This is a genomic window from Dechloromonas denitrificans (genome assembly GCF_001551835.1).
In the GTDB taxonomy this organism is placed as follows: Bacteria; Pseudomonadota; Gammaproteobacteria; order Burkholderiales; family Rhodocyclaceae; genus Azonexus; species Azonexus denitrificans.
In genome coordinates this window covers 571693-589411 of sequence record NZ_LODL01000021.1, presented here as the reverse complement: position 1 = coordinate 589411, position 17719 = coordinate 571693, and the positions used below count along the sequence as shown (strand labels likewise).

Here is a 17719-nt window from a genome sequence, read left to right as displayed (position 1 = left end):
TTGGGCAAAGGACTTTTCCTACTCTGCCAAAAAACAAGGCATATTATTTAAACCATTAATAATCAATAGCTTGAAAAAATTTCAATGTGTCAAGCATCGGCAATAACAAAGTCCATCGGGTTACAATCCGACCATGCCCAATCCCGTCACGCCTGTCAGTAACTCAACGCTCAGCGTTTCCAGCCTGAACCGGCTGGTCCGCGAATGTCTCGAAGCAACTTTCCCGCTGACCTGGGTCGGCGGTGAGATTTCCAACCTGACCTACGCCGCTTCCGGCCACGTTTACTTCTCGCTGAAGGATGCCAGCGCCCAGGTGCGCTGCGTGATGTGGCGCAGCCGGGCGCAACTGCTCGGCTGGCGCCTGGAGAACGGGCAAAAGGTCGAAGCGCGCGCCCTGGTTTCCTTCTACGAACCACGCGGCGAGTTCCAGCTCAATATCGAAGCCATCCGCCGCGCCGGCCAGGGCGATCTCTTCGAACGCTTCCTGCGCCTGAAGGCGCAACTGGAAAGCGAAGGCCTCTTCGCCAGCGAGAGCAAACGGCCGCTGCCCGTCTTTCCGCGCCATCTCGGCATCGTCACCAGCCTGCAGGCCGCCGCCTTGCGCGACGTACTGACGACGCTGCACCGACGAGCCCCGCATCTGCGTCTTTCATTGTTTCCCTGCCCGGTGCAGGGCGAAGGGGCCGGCGAAAAAATTGCCGCCGCCCTCGGCCAGGCCAGCCGCAGCGGTTGCGATACGATCATTCTCTGTCGCGGCGGCGGCAGCATCGAAGACCTCTGGGCCTTCAACGAGGAATGCGTCGCCCGCGCCATTCGCGCCTCGGCCGTGCCGGTGGTGGCCGGGGTCGGTCACGAAACGGATTTCACCATCGCCGATTTCGCTGCCGACTTGCGCGCCCCCACCCCGACCGCCGCCGCCGAACTGGCCAGCCCGGATCGCGACACCCTGCTCGGCCGCCTGGCCGAACTGCAACGCCAGCTGGCCCGCCGCATGGAGCGCAGCATCGCCGAGCAGCAGCAGCGCCTCGACTGGCTCGGCACCCGCCTGCTGCACCCGGCCGAACGCATCGGCCAGCGCCGGCAAGAGCTCGAGCTGCTGGCTTGCCGTCTGGGCCAGTCCCTCGGCCGCCAAATCGAGAACCAGCAACTACGCCTGCAGGCGGTCAGCCAGCGCCATGCCAAGGCCCGGCCGCAGCCGGCCAAGCTCGGCGAACACCTCGGCCACTTGCACTACCGGCTACACAGCCAACTGCGCTGGCAAATTTCTCAACAGGCCGGGAAACTAAAAGCGCTGGCCAGCGGTCTCAGCCAGCTTGATCCACATGCCGTCCTCGCCCGTGGCTATACTCTGGTCATTGCCCCGGACGGACGAGCCGTGCGCGATGCGACTCAGCTGGCCGCCGGCGACCTCCTCAAACTCAGCTTTGCCCGCGGTTCGGCGCAGGCGACGGTGAATCAGGTTGTCGTCGCCGACGAAGCTGTCTAGAATTTTTGTTTCACCCCTCAATACAACGGAGAATATAAATGGAACATCAACTGCCCCAGCTGCCCTACGCCAAGGATGCCCTCGCCCCGCACATGTCGGCCGAGACCTTTGACTATCACTATTCCAAGCACCACCAGGCTTACGTCACCAACCTGAACAACCTGATCAAGGGTACCGAGTACGAAAACCTCGACCTCGAAGCCATCGTCAAGAAGGCCCCGGCCGGCGGCGTGTACAACAACGCAGCCCAAGTATGGAACCACACCTTCTTCTGGAACTGCATGAAGCCGAACGGCGGCGGCGCCCCGAGCGGTGCCCTGGCCGCTGCCATCGATGCCAAGTGGGGTTCGCTGGATGCCTTCAAGACGGCTTTCCAGACCTCCGCCGTCGGCAACTTCGGTTCCGGCTGGACCTGGCTGGTCAAGAAGGCTGACGGTTCGCTCGACATCGTCAACATGGGCGCTGCCGGCACCCCGCTGACCACCGGCGACAAGGCCCTGCTCTGCGTCGACGTCTGGGAACACGCCTACTACATCGACTACCGCAACATGCGTCCGAAGTTCGTTGAAACCTTCCTGGCCTCGCTGGTCAACTGGTCCTTCGTCGAAGCCAACTTCGCCTGATTTTCATCAGCTGAAGTCAAAAACCTCGCCGCGGCGAGGTTTTTTCATTTCAGGCGACTGATATCCGGCAGGAAAACTTCGGTCACCAGGACGCTTTGTCGCCCCAGGTGGTGCGCCGAGCGGCGCGCCCAGAGATGATCACCCACTTCGGCCAAGGCAGCCGCCCGCCGGTAAAGCGGGTGGCGCGCATCGAGCCGGAGAAACTCGATACCGCCGCGCGTGAAGCCGGGATAGGCAAAGAGCAGGGAGCCCAGCGAGCGCTGGCCCAAGCCAGCCATCCAGCGCGACAGACGGCCGTTGCCGGCGGTCGACAGCGTGGTATGGGCAAAAATAATCGGGCGACCGTCGCATTCGAGGGCCACTTCGCGCACCCAGGCCGGTTGCCGTCCGTTGTCGCAGCCCGCCGCCTCGTCGGCCAGCGCCCGCCCCTTGCCATAGTTGAGCAGACGCACGCGAAAATGGCGGCTCGCCCGCTGGCAACGCGCCGTCAGCGAATCAGGCTCGCGCAGCCAGGAGCGCAAGAGCGGATCGTGCAGACTGGCCGGCAGGCAGGTCTGCCATTTGCTGCGTTTCATTACTGCGGCCGCGGCGCCTTGTCGATGCCGTTCAGCTTGACGCCCGGCTTGAGGCCGCGCTGGGCGAACCAGCCGATATTCATCTCCAGCGCATAGCGGGCCGGCTTGCGGGCGCAATGGTTGTCCTCGGTCTGCGGCTGCATGTCTTCGATGTTGATGATGTAGCCATCGCTGTCGATGAAGGCGACCGACAGCGGAATGAAGGTATTGCGCATCCACATGCAGTGGGTGTTGTTCTGCGGGAAGACGAACAGCATGCCGCGCTGCGCCGGCATCGCCTTGCGCTGCATCAGGCCGATCTGGCGGTTCTGGTCTGTGGCGGCGACTTCCGCCTCGATGCGGTGGAAGCCGGCGGTCAACTCCATGACCGGCATGGAATTCTGGGCCCAGGCGGCAGCGCTGCCGAGCAAACCGGCGAGCAGGCCGATGACGGTTCTATTCATTGATCTTTCCTTGCAAATCCTGGTAACTGCCGCTGATCTGTCGCCATTGCCCAAGCGCCAGACCCTCCAGCGTCGCCGCCCCGATGGCGGCCCGAATCAAACGCAGCGTAGGATACCCGATGGCCGCCGTCATCCGCCGAACCTGGCGGTTCTTGCCTTCGGCAATGCGGATTTCCAGCCACGCAGTCGGGATCGCGGCGCGGAAGCGGATCGGCGGATCGCGCTCCCAGAGATCGGCCGGCGCGTCGATCAGCCGCACCTTGGCCGGCTGTGCAGTGAAATCGGAGAGCTTGATGCCGGCGCGCAGCCGATCCAACTCCGCCTCGTCCGGCACGCCTTCGACCTGCGCCCAGTAGGTCTTGACCAGCTTGTGCCTGGGATCGGCGATCTTCGCCTGCAACTTGCCGTCATCGGTCAGCAGCAACAGGCCTTCGCTGTCGGCATCGAGGCGGCCGGCGACATAGACATCCTTGACCGGAATGAACTCGTCGAGCGCCCGCCACTTGCCTTCCGGCGTGAACTGGCTGAGGACGCCGTAAGGCTTGTTGAAGAAAACGATGGAGGACACGGGTCAGGTTTTCCGGGCTGCGGTAAAGGCGCAATTTTCGCCGATTTTTAGGGTCGCCCCTAGGGCCAGTTCTTGCTTCTATGGTCGCAGGCGTTCAATGGTAGAAGGCATAGCCGATCAGGATCGCCCCAACCAATCCGACCGCGTCGGCGATCAGGCCGCCGGCCAGCGCGTAGCGGGTCTTGGTGATGCCGACGCTGCCGAAATAGACGGCCAGCACGTAGAAAGTCGTTTCAGTCGAGCCCTGGATGATCGCCGCCAGCTTGCCCGGGAAGGAATCGACGCCGTAGGTCGTCATCACATCGACCATCAGGCCACGGGCGCCGCTGCCGCTCAGGGTCTTCATCAGGCCGACCGGCAGCGCCGGGACAAAATCGTCGTTCAGGCCAAGGGCCAGGACGACACTGCGAATGCCGCCGATCAGCCAGTCCATGCCACCGGTGGTGCGAAATACCGAAATCGCCACCAGCATGGCGATCAGGTAGGGAATGATCTGCACCGCGACACCGAAGCCTTCCTTGGCACCCTCGACGAAACTCTCGTAGACATCGATACCACGCCAGGCGGCAACGGCGACGAAGAGCACGATCAGCGAAACGATCAGGCCGCTGCCGAGCAGGCCGATCATCTGCGCCATCTGCTCGGCCGGCATCCCGGCCAGCCAGAAATACAGGCCGCCCATCAGCGCCGCGAAACCGGCGAAGAAGGCCAGCACCGGCTTGCAGAATAGGTTGATGCGCTGCCAGAGGGCGACCGCGACCAGGCCGGCGCAGAAAGAAACAAAGGTGCCGAGCAGGGTCGGCAAAAAGATGTCGGCGGCGTTGAAGCCGACCAGCCCCTGCTTCAGCGCGATGCTCTGGCGGATGGCGATCACCGAAGTCGGAATCAGCGTGATGCCAGCCGTGTTGAGGACCAGGAACATGATCATCGGGTTGCTGGCGGTGTCCTTGTGCGGGTTGATTTCCTGCAGTTCCTGCATCGCCTTCAGGCCGAGCGGCGTCGCCGCGTTGTCGAGGCCGAGCATGTTGGCGCTGACATTCATCACGATGCTGCCGCTGGCCGGATGGCCAGCCGGGATGTCGGGAAAGACACGGCGGAAAAAGGGCGCCACGACGCGGCTGAACAGTTCGATCAGGCCGCCCCGTTCACCGATTTTCATCACCCCCAGCCACAGGCTCATGACGCCGACCAGACCCAGCGAAATGTCGAAGCCGGTCTTCGCCGTCTCGAACAACCCGTTCAGCACGCGCGTAAAGATCTCAAGGTCGCCCTGCAGCAACTGCGCCACCGCCGCGACAAAGCCGACGAGGATGAAGGCGACCCAGATTTTATTGAGCACAAGCGGAATGGCCGAAAGGTTGAAGGCCCGCCAGTCTAGTGGAGCCCCCGGCAATTGTCGAAAGCGCCCGCCCCCTCGCTCAGTCGCCCAACTCCGGCAGGCCCCAGGTTTCACGCAAATCGTCGTATACCGCCTGCGGCAACTGGACCAGCACCGGCGCCGCCGCGCCATCCAGCCAACCGGCAATCGCCGTCATGTCGGCCAGCGCCATCGCCGTACAGCCCGCCGTCGGCACCCCGGGCGCCGCCCAGACGTGCAAAAAGATGCACGAACCGCAGCCGGCCAGCGGCGGTGTGGCGTTATGCGCCACCACCGCCCCCACTGCGTAGCGCGCATCGTCGCGCAACATTTCCTCGCACGACACCCAATCCACCGCCACCGCCGACTGATCGACGACGCAGTTGTAATGCGCCGAGGCCGGATCGTCGACGCACTTCAGGTCGCGCCTCGCCGACAGGTAAGGCAGCTTGGCGGCACGGGCCAGCGGACTGTCCGCCGCGCCGTAGCCGAACAGCGCGCTGATCGCGAAGACTCCGGCCGGCGCCCGCCCATCGCCCTCCTGCTTGCTCCGCCCCGGCTGTGCCGGATGCAGCCCTCGCCCCCAGGCCAGGCCGGCCCGCCCCAGACTGATCGGCAGTACCGGGCCAAGCGGCGCCCAGCCGCCGGCCGGCAAACGTTCAAAACGCTGCAGGCGGCCGTGCGGGGCATCCCAATCGGCGGCAAGGCAGAGCAACAACTGGCGGCAAGCAGGCAAAAGCGGCGTCATCAGGCAAGGGCCGCACAGCGGCGGCCAGGGAAAGGTGAATGGCGATTTTGACCGATTTTGGCGGTCGACCGCAGGAATGCCGGAAAAGCCTTATCCCAGGCATCCCTTGCCGAGCCTCGGCCGGGTGCAAGCCGCAGCAACATTTGCTCTAGCGCAAATCCAGCCCCCCGGCGCCTTGCTATCCTTGGCAGGCGCCGGCTGGCATTTCATTTGCGCGGCTGGCCCTATACACTGCGGCGACCAATCGCCTGACAACCTGGAGAATGAAACATGCAAGGATCACTTGAGTACAAGATCGATGCCAACGGTGACAAAGTGGTTTTGGCCATCGATTTAGACTCGACCAGCACCAAGGCCCTTGTTCGCCTCGATCGCTACATCAACTGGGCCGACATTCTGAAACTGACCGAAAACGATCCGGAAGCGGCCTATGCGGCGGAACGCCTGCATACCGTTTTGCAGCACCTGGGCCAGTAAGCCCGGCAAGAACCTGGCGCGAGGCCAGCCCGGCCTCCGCTTTAGGCAAGCGCCATGAAGTTTTCCCGTACTTTCCTGAATCGTCTGCAAAACCAGTCAGACGCCGCTGACACGGTGGTCGTCATCGACGTTCTGCGCTCATTCACGACGGCAGCGGTGGCGCTGGCCCACGGGGCACGGGCCATTTACCCGGTAGCCGAGATCAGCACCGCGGCGGCCCTGCTCGACAGAATGCCACAGGCGGTCTCGGTCGGCGCCGTAGTCGGCGGCGACCCGATGCCCGGCTTCGATTTCGGCAACTCGCCCGCCCAGTTGATGCAGGCCGACCTGACCGGCAAGACGGTGGTACTGAGTACGGCGGCCGGAGTACGCGGCCTGCAGCGTTTCCGCCACGCCCGCCAACTCTACGCTGCCAGCCTGGTGTGCGCCCGGGCGACGGCCGAGGCGATCCGCGCGGCAGGCGCCAGGGAAGTCTGCTTCGTCATCACCGGCGAATGGGTCGATCGCGATGGCGACGAAGACATCGCCTGCGCCGACTACATCGAATCCTTGCTGCGCGGCGAACAGCCGGCCCCGGCCCAATTTGCCCAACGGGTGCGGGACTCCGATTTCGGCCGGCGCTTCACGGCCGGCAGCTGGCCGAATCTGCGCCCAGGCGACCTCGAACTCTGCGCCCAGCCCGATCTCTTCGGCTTTGCGATGCCCGTCCACCACGATGACGGGCACCTGATCATCCGCTGAGCGCTGCGGTCGACCGGCAGTTTCCGGCAAAAATGGAAACTGCCCCCTCCCTCAGTGGCTGGTGCCTTCCGACTTGGTGATCTTGTTCCAGACGTTGTACTTGCCGACCGGTTTGCGCATCGGCAGGCGCTTCACTTCCTGGAGGGTTGCCGCGTCATAGATGATCAGCGCGCCGTTGTCCTCCCACAGGCTGGCCAGTACGTACTTGCCATCCTTGGTGAATTCGACGTGGGCGAAGGTCTTGCCCGGCTCCGGCTTCAATTCGGCGACGATTTCCAGCGTTTCCTTGTCGATGATCTGCATGGTGTCCTTGAACTCCTTGCTCATCATTGAATCGGTCCATGCGTAGCGGCTGTTTTCGTGGCTGCGCATGAAGAAGCCGGGGCCGCGCGTCTTGATCTGCTTGATGGTCTGCCAGGTCTTCATGTCGATGATGCTGATCAGGCCTTCGTTGAGGTTCGGCGTCGCCATCACCGTCCGCTCCTGCCCAGCCTTGTCCTTCCATTTCCAGCTGATGCCGGAACCGAGATGCGGCATGCCGGGCAGTTCGAGGTTGGCGATTTTCTTGCGCGCGTCGAGGTTGACCACCTGGCCGCTGACCGCGCTCTTCGCGTCGTTGCGCGAGGCGCCCATCACTTCGTCGTAGCCCTGGGTAAAGTAGAAATCGTCGAGATAATCGTCGAGCTGGCTGCGTCGCGGATTGAGGAAGCCGGGAATGAAAGCCCCTTCGCGATACTTGAAGTCGTGGATCATGCCGGTCGGGATTTCATCGGCCTTCGGGTTGTATGAGACCTCCCACACCTCCTTGACGTCCTTCAGCGCGGCGACGAAGCTCTGCCGCGGCGAAGCGTCATAGACGGCGGAAACGCGCGAGCTCGTCTTGCCATCCTTGTCGCTGACCGGCAGGATTTTGGCGAGGTTCAGATCGGCATCGAGAATGACCAGGCTGTGCGGCAGGTAGTTGGCCACCGCCACCCATTTGCCATCGCCGGAGACCGCTGCGTTGCGGGTATTGATGCCGGCTCGCACTTCGGCGATGACCTTGAGGTTCCACATGTCGAACTTGGTGATCCAGCCATCGCGCGATGCGAAGAAGACGTAACGTCCGTCCGGCGTGAATTTCGGCCCGCCGTGCAGCGCGAAACGCGACTGGAAGCGATGGATCGGCGCCAGCTTGTCGCCGTCGAGGATCGAGACATGGTGATCGCCGCTTTCGACGACGACGAACAGGTTCATCGGGTCGGCGCTGAACTGCGGCTTGTCCGGCAAGCTGCCCGGTGCGTAGCTGACGATCCGCGAGGCGCTGATTTCCTTTTCGCCCCAGACCGGCATCGGCTTGATCGGGGTATAGGCGTAATCGACCAGGGCCTTGACCTCCTCGGCCGACAACTTGCCGCCAAAGGCTGGCATCTGCGTCGCCGGTCGACCTTCGCGGATGACTTTTTCCGCCTCCGGCTTGCGAAGCCGGGCCAGGTTGTCCGGCAGCAGCGCCGGGCCGATGCCGCCCAGGCGGTCGGCCCCGTGACAGGCGGCGCAATGCTGCTGGAAATTGGCGTGGGTATCGGACGCTTCGGCCAGTTGCGCCATCGCCATCAGGAAATAGACGGCAAAGCCTGCCGGGATCAGGATTTTCCAGTTCACGATGCAATTTCCTCGTCGGCCAAGTAGCAGCCGGGGTCTTCCGCCCAGGCGTCACCGGTCATTTGTTGGGCCCGGACCCGGGTGTTGCCGTTACAGATCTGCAGGTAGGCGCAACTGCCGCAGCGCCCTTTGACCGCCCGCGGGTGCTGCTTGAGACCGGCCATCAGTGCATCCGAGGTGTCCGGCCAGATTTCGGAAAACGGCCGATCCTTGACGTTGCCCAGGTTGTGGTGCCACCACATGGTGTCCGGATGAACATTGCCCAGGTTGTCGATATTGGCGACATTGACCCCCGACGAATTACCGCCCCATTGGCGCAGTTTGGCCTCGACATGCGCCGCCTTGTCCGGAAAGCGCCGGCGCACCCAGTGCAGGAAATAGACGCCGTCGGCGTCGTTGTTGCCGGTGGTGAATTCCTTGTTCAGGCCACGCTGGTTGTACTCCCAGCAGGTATCGAAGAGCAGATCCATCGCCCAGCGCGTCAGCTGGTGCTGGGCGTCGTCCTTGCGGTTCTTGTTGCCGCGCCCGGCGTAGTTCAGGTGCGAGAAGTAAAAGCGATCGATGCCTTCATCCTCGACCAGCTTGAGCAGGCCGGGCAGATCGTGGGCGTTGTCCTGCGTCATCGTGAACCGGACGCCGATCTTCAGACCGAGATCGCGGCACAGCCGGATGCCCTTGAGCGACGCTTCGAAAGCGCCCTCCATCCGGCGGAACTTGTCGTGCGTTTCGCGGATGCCGTCGAGCGAGACGCCGACGTAGTTGAAATCGCATTCGGCGATCTGGGCGATGTTGCTCTCGTCGATCAGCGTGCCGTTCGACGACAGGCCGACATAGAAGCCCTTGGCCTTGGCACGCTTGGCGATGTCGTAGATATCGGGCCTCAAAAGCGGTTCACCGCCGGACAGGATGAGCACCGGCACCTTGAAGCCCCGGAGGTCGTCCATCACCGTATAGACCTGCTCGGTGCTCAACTCGCCGGGGAAATTGGTATCGGCCGAAATCGAGTAGCAATGCTTGCAGGTCAGGTTACAGCGCCGGATCAGATTCCAGATCACCACCGGGCCGGGTGGATTGCGCTTGGGGCCGAGCGGTGTGGGTTCGGCGATTTCCTGCATGTACTGAGAGATGCGAAACATGGATGTCCTTGCTGGCGATGTGGGCGTATTCAACGGCAGCCCGGCTAGCAACTCCTTGACGTGAGTCAACCGCCGGAAAATAGGGGCGTTAACTGGGTAGCACAAGCCTTGCGGTATACTCCCCAAATGACCCCCAATGCACAAAACACCGCTGGCAATGAGCCGGTGCTCCCCGGCCATTGGGCCGCCGCGATCGAATCGCAACTGCTCGCTGGCGAAAAAATTCAATGCTGGCTGGAAATTGACCTCGATACGCGGCTGCAGTTCGCCTCCGGCCTGATCGCGGTCACCGACCAGCGCCTGCTGGCCCGGGCACCCAGTGAACCGACCTGGTCGGCCTGGCCGCTGCGTGCCGGTCTGGCACTGAACCACCACGACAATGCCGGCGTCGGCACGCTGGAACTGCTCGATGAAGCCGGCCGACTGGCTGCCTGGCGCTACACGCTGAGCCACAACCTGGCGGCGTTGCGGGTGATCAGCGAATTCGAACTGCATCAGGCCGCCATCGTCAGCGGCCAGGCCGTGCAACGGCCCGACGACGACGTTTGCCCGAAATGCAAGGCACCGCTCGAACCGGGGGTCGAGGAATGCCCGATCTGCAGCCGCGAGGCGACGGTATCCCCATCCACCTGGACGCTGTTCCGCCTGTGGCGCTTCGCCCGCCCCTACCGCTGGCAACTGCTGACCGGTTTTCTGCTGACCCTGGCGTCGACCGCCGCCCAACTGGTCCCGCCCTACCTGACCATGCCGCTGATGGACGAGGTGCTGATTCCTTTCCAGAACGGCAAGCCAATCGACTGGCCGCTGGTCGGCATGTACCTAGGTGGCCTGTTCGGCGCCGCTGCGCTGGCCTGGGGGCTGGGCTGGATCCGCACCTACATCCTGTCGCTGGTTTCCGAACGGATGGGCCGCGACCTGCGCACCACCACCTACGAGCACCTGCTCGGCCTGTCGCTCGAATATTTCGGCGGCAAGCGGACCGGCGACCTGATGGCCCGGATCGGCAACGAGACCGACCGCATCAACATCTTCCTGTCGCTCGACCTGCTCAATTTCGCCACCGACGTGCTGATGATCACGATGACCGCCGTCATCCTGTTCTCGATCAATCCGTGGCTGGCGCTGGTCACGCTGCTGCCCTTGCCGATCATCGGCTGGCTGATCCACTTCGTCCGCGAAAAGCTGCGCACCGGCTTCGAGAAGATCGACCGCGTCTGGGCCGAAGTGACCAACGTGCTGGCCGACACCATCCCCGGCATCCGGGTCGTCAAGGCCTTTGCCCAGGAAAAGCGCGAAGGCGAGCGGTTCCGCGCCGCCAACGAGCACAACCTGCAGATGAACGACAAGCTGAACAAGACCTGGTCGCTGTTCACCCCGACCGTGACCCTGCTCACCGAGGTCGGCCTGCTCGTCGTCTGGGTCTTCGGCATCTGGCAGATTTCCAAGGGTGACTCGACGGTCGGCGTGCTGACCGCCTTCCTCGCCTACATCGGCCGCTTCTACACCCGACTCGATTCGATGAGCCGGATCGTCTCCGCCACCCAGCGCGCCGCGTCCTCCACCAAGCGTATCTTCGACATCCTCGACCACGTCTCCAGCGTGCCCGAGCCGAGCAAGCCGGTGCATCTGAGCAAGGTGACCGGTCGTCTCGAACTGAAAAAGGCCAGCTTCCGCTACGGCACCCGCGCCGTGACGCGCGACGTCGATCTGGTCATCGAACCCGGCGAAATGATCGGCCTGGTCGGCCACAGCGGTTCCGGCAAGTCGACGCTGGTCAACCTGATCTGCCGCTTCTACGACGTCACCGAAGGCCAGGTGCTGATCGACGGCGTCGATGTCCGCTCGGTACCGGTCGCCGAATTCCGCCAGCACATCGGCCTGGTGTTGCAGGAGCCTTTCCTGTTTTTCGGCACCATCGCCGACAACATCGCCTACGGCAAGCCCAATGCGACGCGTCAGGAAATCATCGCCGCTGCCCGCGCCGCGCACGCCCATGAGTTCATCCTGCGCCTGCCGCACGGCTACGACTCGCTGGTCGGTGAACGCGGCCAGGGCCTGTCCGGTGGTGAACGCCAGCGGATTTCCATCGCCCGCGCCCTGTTGATCGACCCGCGCATCCTGATCCTCGACGAGGCAACCTCGGCGGTCGACACTGAAACCGAGAAGGAAATCCAAAAGGCTCTGGACAACCTGGTCAAGGGCCGTACCACCATCGCCATCGCGCACCGCCTGAGCACGCTGCGCAAGGCCGACCGGCTGGTTGTCATGGACCGCGGCCGGATCGTCGAAATTGGCAACCACGACGAATTGATGGCGACCGAAGGGCATTACTTCAAGCTCTACATGGCCCAGGCCCGCAACGTCGATACCGAGCCTTTGCTGCCGCGCGCCCCGGAACAGCTCAAAACTCACGCGGAATAAACCATGTCGAACGTCAATTTCCAACTGCACAGCGACAGCTACGGTCGACTGGTCCTGACCACCGAAAACGGCGAGCGCCATGAAGGCGTCACCCCGGTCCGCGCCTTTCCCATCGCCGCCCCCGACGAAGGGCTATCGCTGGTCAATTACGAAGGCCACGAAGTCGGCTGGGTCGATCGCATTGCCGACCTGCCCCCGGCCATCGGCCGCCTGATCGAGGAGGAACTGGCCAGCCGCGAGTTCGTCCCGGAAATCGAACAGATCACTGAAGTTTCCAGCTTCGCCTGCCCGAGCACCTGGCAACTGGTCACCAATCGCGGCCAGACCGAGCTGGTGCTGAAAGGCGAAGAGGATATCCGCCGCCTGTCGCAGACCCGCCTGCTGATCGCCGACAGCCACGGCATCCAGTTTCTGGTCCGCGACCTGACGCAACTCGACCGCCAGAGCCGCAAACTGCTCGACCGCTTCCTGTGAAGCCCGGCCTGTAACACCCTGTAGCAAATGGTGACAATTTTTCGTCATCGGTAATCCACGACGCGACGAAAGCGTTAATAATTACCAGCTGCCCCATAACAATTTCTGACAGCGGAACGGAGCTGGGCGAAACGAGCATGAAGAAAAAAGACATCATCATTCGGGACATCATTTCCCTGCGTGGCCCGAGCATCTGGACCTACCCGCCAGCCATCGAAGCCTGGATCGACATCGGCGAATTCGAGGACTACCCCAGCAACAAGCTGCCCGGCTTCGTCGACCGCCTGAAAGCCTGGCTGCCGTCGCTGGTCGAACACCGCTGCAACTACGGCGAACACGGCGGCTTCCTGCGCCGCCTCGACGAAGGTACCTGGCTCGGCCACGTCCTCGAACACGTCGCCCTCGAACTGATGACCCTGGGCGGCCTGCCCGACGGTTTCGGCCGCACCCGCGAAACAACGACACGCGGCGTCTACAAGCTGGCGATCAGCAACTGGCAGGACGACATCACCCGTCTGGCGCTCGACAAGGGTATCGAACTGATCCTCGCCGCCGTCGAAGACAAGCCTTTCGACATGGCCGACACCATCGACACCCTGCGCCGCCGGGTGGATCGCAAGTACCTCGGCCCGTCCACCGCCGCCATCGTCAATGCCGCCGAAGCGCGCGGCATTCCGCACATCCGCCTGCTCGACGACGGCAACCTCGTCCAGCTCGGCTACGGCGCCGCCATGCGCCGCATCTGGACAGCCGAAACCGACCAGACCAGCGCCATCGCCGAAACCATTTCGCGCGACAAGGACCTGACCAAGGAGCTGATTTCCTCGGTCGGCGTCCCGGTGCCGGAAGGGCGCGAAGTCGACAATGCCGACGACGCCTGGGATGCGGCTGAGGACATCGGCGTGCCGGTCGTCGTCAAGCCGACCGACGGCAACCACGGCCGTGGCGTCTTCATCGACCTGACGACCAAGGAAGAAGTCGCCAAGGCCTACGCCATCGCCGTCGAGGAAGGCTCCGGCGTGCTCGTCGAACGTTCCATCCAGGGCATCGAACACCGCCTGCTGGTGGTTGGCGGCAAGCTGGTTGCCGCCAATCGCAGCGACCTGATCACCGTCATCGGCGACGGCAAGTCGACGGTGCAGCAACTGATCGACAGCCAGGTCAATATCGACCCCCGGCGCGGCACCACCGAATTGCACCCGCTGTCGATCATCCGCATCGACACCGCCGCCAAGATCGAGCTCGAACGCCTGGGCCTGAATGCCGACAGCGTGCCGGCCAAGGAGCGCGAAGTGCTGATCCAGCGCAACGCCAACCACGCCTTCGACTGCACCGACGAAGTCCATCCCGACACCGCCCAGGTTGCCGCACTGGCCGCCCGCGTCGTCGGCCTCGACATCGCCGGCATCGACCTGGTCTGCCAGGATATCTCCAAGCCGCTGGGACCGCAGGGCGGTGCCATCGTCGAGGTCAATGCCGGCCCCAGCCTGCTGATGCACATCAAGCCGGGGATCGGCAAGCCGCGCCCGGTCGGCCAGGCCATCGTCAACAACCTGTTCGGCGACGGCCCGAGTGGCCGCGTGCCGCTGGTTGGCGTCAGCGGTACGCACGGCCGGAATGCAGTTGCCAAGATGGTCGCCCACCTGATCTATCTCTCCGGGCAGCATGCCGGTCTGGCCTGCAAGGACGGCATCTATCTCGGCCGCCGGCACGTCCAGAAAACCTCCGCCGCCAACTGGGAAGGCGGCCGTCGCCTGCTGCTCAATCGCTCGGTCCAGGCCGCGGTGATCGAGAACGGCGCCCCCGTCATCCTCGGCGAAGGCCTGGCCTACGACCGCTGCTCGGTCGGCATCGTCACCAACATCGCGCCGGACGACGAAGGCCTGTCACGCTGGGACGTCCAGCCGACCGGCGGCGAGTACTACACGACACCGCGTTCCATCTACCGGACGCAAGTCGATGTCGTGCTGCCCACTGGCCACGCCGTGCTCAATGCCGAAGACGAACTGGTCGCCGACTTTGCCGAACTGTGCGACGGCGAAGTCATTTTCTTCGCCGTCGATCCGGCCAATCCGACTCTGGCCACTCACCTGGCCGCCGGCAAGCGCGGCGTCACGGTGGTCGACAAGCGGGTTGTGCTGCGTGCCGGCAACGATGAAATCCGCCTCAGCCGACTGGTCGATGCGCCCTACATCGGCAAGGCCAAGCAAGCGAAAAATATTGCCAACGTACTGGCCAGCATTGCTGCAGGCTGGGCCATGGGCCTGAGCAAGGAAGTGCTGACAACGGGGATGAAGACCTTCGGCCTCGAACTGGCCGACCCCGCTGCCCTGCTGCCGCAGCTCGCCAAGAAGTCACAACCCGCAAAGAAGCCGGCTACCGCCCGGAAATAACGAGGAACAAGCGTCATGGACGTTTCCCGCATTCGCGCCCTGCGCGGCCCCAACCTGTGGAGCCGGCATACCGCCATTCAGGCCATCGTCACCTGTGAAGGTGGCGAGGTCGCCATTTCAGACCTGCCTAACTTCGAAGCCCGCCTGCGCGAGCGCTTCCCGGAACTGGGCGACCTGATTCCCTCCGACCACCTCGACACCGTCTCGATGGCCCACGCCCTTGAATTCGCCGCTCTCGGCCTGCAGGCCCAGGCCGGCTGCCCGGTGACCTTCAGCCGGACGGCACAGACCGTCGACCAGGGCGTTTATCAGGTCATCGTCGAGTACACCGAAGAAGATGTCGGTCGTCTCGCCTTCGAACGTGCCGAGCAACTGTGTCAGGCCGCACTGAACGATACCCCCTTCGATCTCGAAGGGACGCTGAAGGAACTGCGCGACCTCGACGAAGACATCCGCCTTGGCCCGTCGACCGGCGCTATCGTTTCGGCCGCCGTCGCCCGCGGCATTCCGTATCGCCGCCTGACCCAGGGCAGCCTGGTCCAGTTCGGCTGGGGCAGCAAGCAGAAGCGCATCCAGGCCGCCGAAACCAGCCTGACCAGCGCCATCGGCGAATCGATCGCCCAGGACAAGGAACTGACCAAGAAGCTGCTGCACGCCGCCGGTGTCGCCGTGCCCTACGGCCGCCCGGTCGAGGACGAGGACGATGCCTGGGTGGCCGCCCAGGAGGTCGGCCTGCCGGTCGTCGTCAAGCCGCAGGACGGCAATCAGGGCAAGGGCATTTCGGTCAATCTGACGAGCGAGGAACAGGTCCGCCGCGCCTACCGCGTCGCCATCGAGTTCCGCGACGACATCATGGTCGAGAAATTCCTGCCCGGCCACGACTGGCGCCTGTTGGTCATTGGCGACAAGCTGATCGCCGCCGCCCGGCGTGACCCGCCGCTGGTCATCGGCGACGGCACGCACACCATTCGCGAACTGGTGGACATCGTCAATAGCGACCCGCGTCGCTCCGACGGCCACGCCACGTCGCTGACCAAGATCCGCTTCGACGAAATCGCCCTCGCCCGCCTCGCCGAACAGGGTTACAGCGCCGACACCGTACCGCAACGCGGCGTCCGCGTCGTGCTGCGCAACAATGCCAACCTGTCCACCGGCGGCACCGCCACCGACGTCACCGACGACGTCCACCCGGAACTGGCGGCGGCCGCCGTCGCCGCTGCGCAGACCGTCGGTCTCGACATCTGCGGCATCGACGTCGTCTGCGACACGATGCTCAAGCCGCTCGAAGAGCAAGGCGGCGGCATCGTCGAATGCAACGCCGCGCCCGGCCTGCGTATGCATCTCGATCCCTCCTTCGGCAAGGGCCGGCCGGTCGGCGAAGCCATCGTCGGCATGATGTTCCCGGACGGCGACAATGCCCGCATCCCGGTCGTCGCCATCGCCGGCACCAATGGCAAAACGACGACCAGCCGCCTGATCGGCCGCATCTTTGAAAGCAATGGCCTGCGCGTCGGCATGACCAGCACCGACGGCGTCTATATCGAAGGCCGGCGCACCGACGACGGCGACTGTTCCGGCCCGCGTAGCGCCCGCAACGTGCTGATGCACCCGGACGTCGATGCCGCGGTTTTCGAAACGGCGCGCGGCGGCGTCCTGCGCGAAGGTCTCGGTTTCGACATGTGCGACGTCGCGGTGATTACCAACATCGGCATCGGCGACCACCTCGGCCTCAACTACATCACGACGGTCGACGAACTGGCCGTGGTCAAGCGCGTCATCGTCGAAAACGTCGCGCCGAACGGCACCGCCGTGCTCAATGCAGCCGACCCGGTAGTCGCGGCGATGGCCCATCACTGCCAGGGCGAGATCATCTTCTTCGCCCGCGACCGGGCCAACCCGGTGCTGGCCACCCACCGCGCCCAGGGCAAGCGCGTCGTCTATGTCGAGCGCGATGCCATCATCTGCAGCGAAGGCCGCAAGAAGCACCGTATTCCGCTGGCCAATGTGCCGCTGACCCGCAACGGCACGATCGGCTTCCAGGTCGAGAATGCGATGGCAGCCACCGCCACCGGCTGGGCTCTCGGCTACGACTGGGAAATCATCGAACGCGCCCTGGCCAATTTCGTCAGCGACGCAGCGACCGCCCCCGGCCGCTTCAATGTCTTTGACTACAAGGGGGCGACGCTGATCGCCGATTACGGCCACAACCCGGACGCCATCCAGGCGCTGGTCGGAGGCATCAACAATATGCCGGCCGTGCGCCGCTCGGTTGTCATCAGCGGTGCCGGCGACCGGCGCGATGACGATATTCGCCAGCAGACCGAGATCCTCGGCGAGGCTTTCGACGACGTCATCCTCTACCAGGATGCCTGCCAGCGTGGCCGGGAAGACGGCGAAGTCATCGCCCTGCTCCGCGAAGGCCTGGCCAACGCCAGCCGCACCAAGCAGATCGATGCGATCACCGGTGAATTCATCGCCATCGACGCTGCGCTGGCCCGTCTGCAACCGGGCGACCTCTGCCTGATCCTGATCGACCAGGTGGAAGAGGCGCTGGCCCATATTGCCGGACGCATCGCCGAAGCTGGCTAAACGCGAGACTTCGTGCCCCGTAAAAGCCCGGCCGATGCCGGGCTTTT

General features: G+C 63.9%; 15 protein-coding genes. 8 read left to right on the top strand and 7 right to left on the bottom strand.

The window, feature by feature from the left end; translation table 11 throughout:
* Nucleotides 1-133: 133 nt before the first annotated feature.
* Both xseA and AT959_RS13890 read left to right on the top strand, forming a co-directional pair.
* Complete coding sequence (gene xseA / locus AT959_RS13895; protein WP_066884044.1) at nt 134-1486, top strand: exodeoxyribonuclease VII large subunit; 1353 nt, start codon at nt 134-136, stop codon at nt 1484-1486.
* A gap of 38 nt (nt 1487-1524) precedes the next feature.
* Entirely contained in the window at nt 1525-2109 is a 585-nt protein-coding gene (locus AT959_RS13890; protein WP_066884043.1) for a superoxide dismutase, read from the top strand.
* Between the two features lie 44 nt (nt 2110-2153).
* Here the strand turns inward: AT959_RS13890 and AT959_RS13885 are convergent, their stop codons facing one another.
* From AT959_RS13885 to AT959_RS13865, 5 genes are all read right to left on the bottom strand, one after another.
* Complete coding sequence (locus tag AT959_RS13885) at nt 2154-2684, bottom strand: chorismate--pyruvate lyase family protein (protein WP_066884041.1); 531 nt, start codon at nt 2682-2684, stop codon at nt 2154-2156.
* On the bottom strand, nt 2684-3127 hold the full coding sequence (locus tag AT959_RS13880) for a DUF192 domain-containing protein (protein ID WP_066884039.1): 444 nt from the start codon (nt 3125-3127) through the stop codon (nt 2684-2686). Before AT959_RS13880 ends, AT959_RS13885 begins: the two co-directional genes overlap by 1 nt.
* The gene (locus AT959_RS13875; RefSeq protein WP_066884037.1) at nt 3120-3695 is read right to left on the bottom strand and encodes a pseudouridine synthase; all 576 of its coding nucleotides are present in this window, start codon (nt 3693-3695) and stop codon (nt 3120-3122) included. The genes AT959_RS13880 and AT959_RS13875 overlap by 8 nt, the downstream gene beginning before the upstream one ends.
* Nucleotides 3696-3789: 94 nt before the next feature.
* On the bottom strand, nt 3790-5034 hold the full coding sequence (locus AT959_RS13870) for a nucleoside recognition domain-containing protein (protein WP_205629915.1): 1245 nt from the start codon (nt 5032-5034) through the stop codon (nt 3790-3792).
* 79 nt (nt 5035-5113) lie between these two features.
* Nucleotides 5114-5800, bottom strand: coding sequence for a L,D-transpeptidase family protein (locus AT959_RS13865; protein WP_066884035.1), 687 nt, complete (start codon nt 5798-5800; stop codon nt 5114-5116).
* Between the two features lie 270 nt (nt 5801-6070).
* Here AT959_RS13865 and AT959_RS13860 point away from each other — a divergent pair, with 270 nt between their 5' ends.
* Complete coding sequence (locus AT959_RS13860; RefSeq protein ID WP_066884033.1) at nt 6071-6277, top strand: hypothetical protein; 207 nt, start codon at nt 6071-6073, stop codon at nt 6275-6277.
* Between the two features lie 54 nt (nt 6278-6331).
* On the top strand, nt 6332-7018 hold the full coding sequence (locus tag AT959_RS13855) for a 2-phosphosulfolactate phosphatase (RefSeq protein ID WP_066884031.1): 687 nt from the start codon (nt 6332-6334) through the stop codon (nt 7016-7018).
* Nucleotides 7019-7069: 51 nt separating this feature from the next.
* Here the strand turns inward: AT959_RS13855 and AT959_RS13850 are convergent, their stop codons facing one another.
* Entirely contained in the window at nt 7070-8611 is a 1542-nt protein-coding gene (locus AT959_RS13850; RefSeq protein ID WP_066884447.1) for a nitrite reductase, read from the bottom strand.
* Nucleotides 8612-8655: 44 nt separating this feature from the next.
* The gene (gene nirJ, locus AT959_RS13845; protein WP_066884029.1) at nt 8656-9795 is read right to left on the bottom strand and encodes a heme d1 biosynthesis radical SAM protein NirJ; all 1140 of its coding nucleotides are present in this window, start codon (nt 9793-9795) and stop codon (nt 8656-8658) included.
* 126 nt (nt 9796-9921) lie between these two features.
* On the opposite strand from nirJ, the gene AT959_RS13840 reads away from it, so the two are divergent.
* The 4 genes from AT959_RS13840 (at nt 9922) to cphA (ending at nt 17672) form a co-directional block, all read left to right on the top strand.
* A complete protein-coding gene (locus tag AT959_RS13840) occupies nt 9922-12216 on the top strand; it encodes a cyanophycin metabolism-associated ABC transporter (protein WP_066884027.1) in 2295 nt (764 codons plus the stop codon).
* Between the two features lie 3 nt (nt 12217-12219).
* Nucleotides 12220-12690 carry a cyanophycin metabolism-associated DUF1854 family protein gene (locus tag AT959_RS13835; protein WP_066884025.1) on the top strand — a complete coding sequence of 157 codons (471 nt, stop codon included), beginning with the start codon at nt 12220-12222 and terminating at the stop codon, nt 12688-12690.
* Between the two features lie 137 nt (nt 12691-12827).
* Nucleotides 12828-15083, top strand: a complete 2256-nt coding sequence (locus AT959_RS13830; RefSeq protein WP_066884023.1) for a cyanophycin synthetase — start codon at nt 12828-12830, stop codon at nt 15081-15083.
* A gap of 15 nt (nt 15084-15098) precedes the next feature.
* Complete coding sequence (gene cphA / locus AT959_RS13825; RefSeq protein ID WP_066884021.1) at nt 15099-17672, top strand: cyanophycin synthetase; 2574 nt, start codon at nt 15099-15101, stop codon at nt 17670-17672.
* Nucleotides 17673-17719 lie beyond the last annotated feature (47 nt).

Excerpts from the sequence above, each read along its gene's own strand:
- xseA (WP_066884044.1), top strand. The coding sequence starts at position 134 with ATGCCCAATCCCGTCACGCCTGTCAGTAACTCAACGCTCAGCGTTTCC.
- AT959_RS13890 (WP_066884043.1), top strand. The coding sequence starts at position 1,525 with ATGGAACATCAACTGCCCCAGCTGCCCTACGCCAAGGATGCCCTCGCC.
- AT959_RS13885 (WP_066884041.1), bottom strand. The coding sequence starts at position 2,684 with ATGAAACGCAGCAAATGGCAGACCTGCCTGCCGGCCAGTCTGCACGAT.
- AT959_RS13880 (WP_066884039.1), bottom strand. The coding sequence starts at position 3,127 with ATGAATAGAACCGTCATCGGCCTGCTCGCCGGTTTGCTCGGCAGCGCT.
- AT959_RS13865 (WP_066884035.1), bottom strand. The coding sequence starts at position 5,800 with ATGACGCCGCTTTTGCCTGCTTGCCGCCAGTTGTTGCTCTGCCTTGCC.
- AT959_RS13860 (WP_066884033.1), top strand. The coding sequence starts at position 6,071 with ATGCAAGGATCACTTGAGTACAAGATCGATGCCAACGGTGACAAAGTG.
- AT959_RS13855 (WP_066884031.1), top strand. The coding sequence starts at position 6,332 with ATGAAGTTTTCCCGTACTTTCCTGAATCGTCTGCAAAACCAGTCAGAC.
- AT959_RS13850 (WP_066884447.1), bottom strand. The coding sequence starts at position 8,611 with ATGGCGATGGCGCAACTGGCCGAAGCGTCCGATACCCACGCCAATTTC.
- nirJ (WP_066884029.1), bottom strand. The coding sequence starts at position 9,795 with ATGTTTCGCATCTCTCAGTACATGCAGGAAATCGCCGAACCCACACCG.
- AT959_RS13840 (WP_066884027.1), top strand. The coding sequence starts at position 9,922 with ATGACCCCCAATGCACAAAACACCGCTGGCAATGAGCCGGTGCTCCCC.
- AT959_RS13835 (WP_066884025.1), top strand. The coding sequence starts at position 12,220 with ATGTCGAACGTCAATTTCCAACTGCACAGCGACAGCTACGGTCGACTG.
- AT959_RS13830 (WP_066884023.1), top strand. The coding sequence starts at position 12,828 with ATGAAGAAAAAAGACATCATCATTCGGGACATCATTTCCCTGCGTGGC.
- cphA (WP_066884021.1), top strand. The coding sequence starts at position 15,099 with ATGGACGTTTCCCGCATTCGCGCCCTGCGCGGCCCCAACCTGTGGAGC.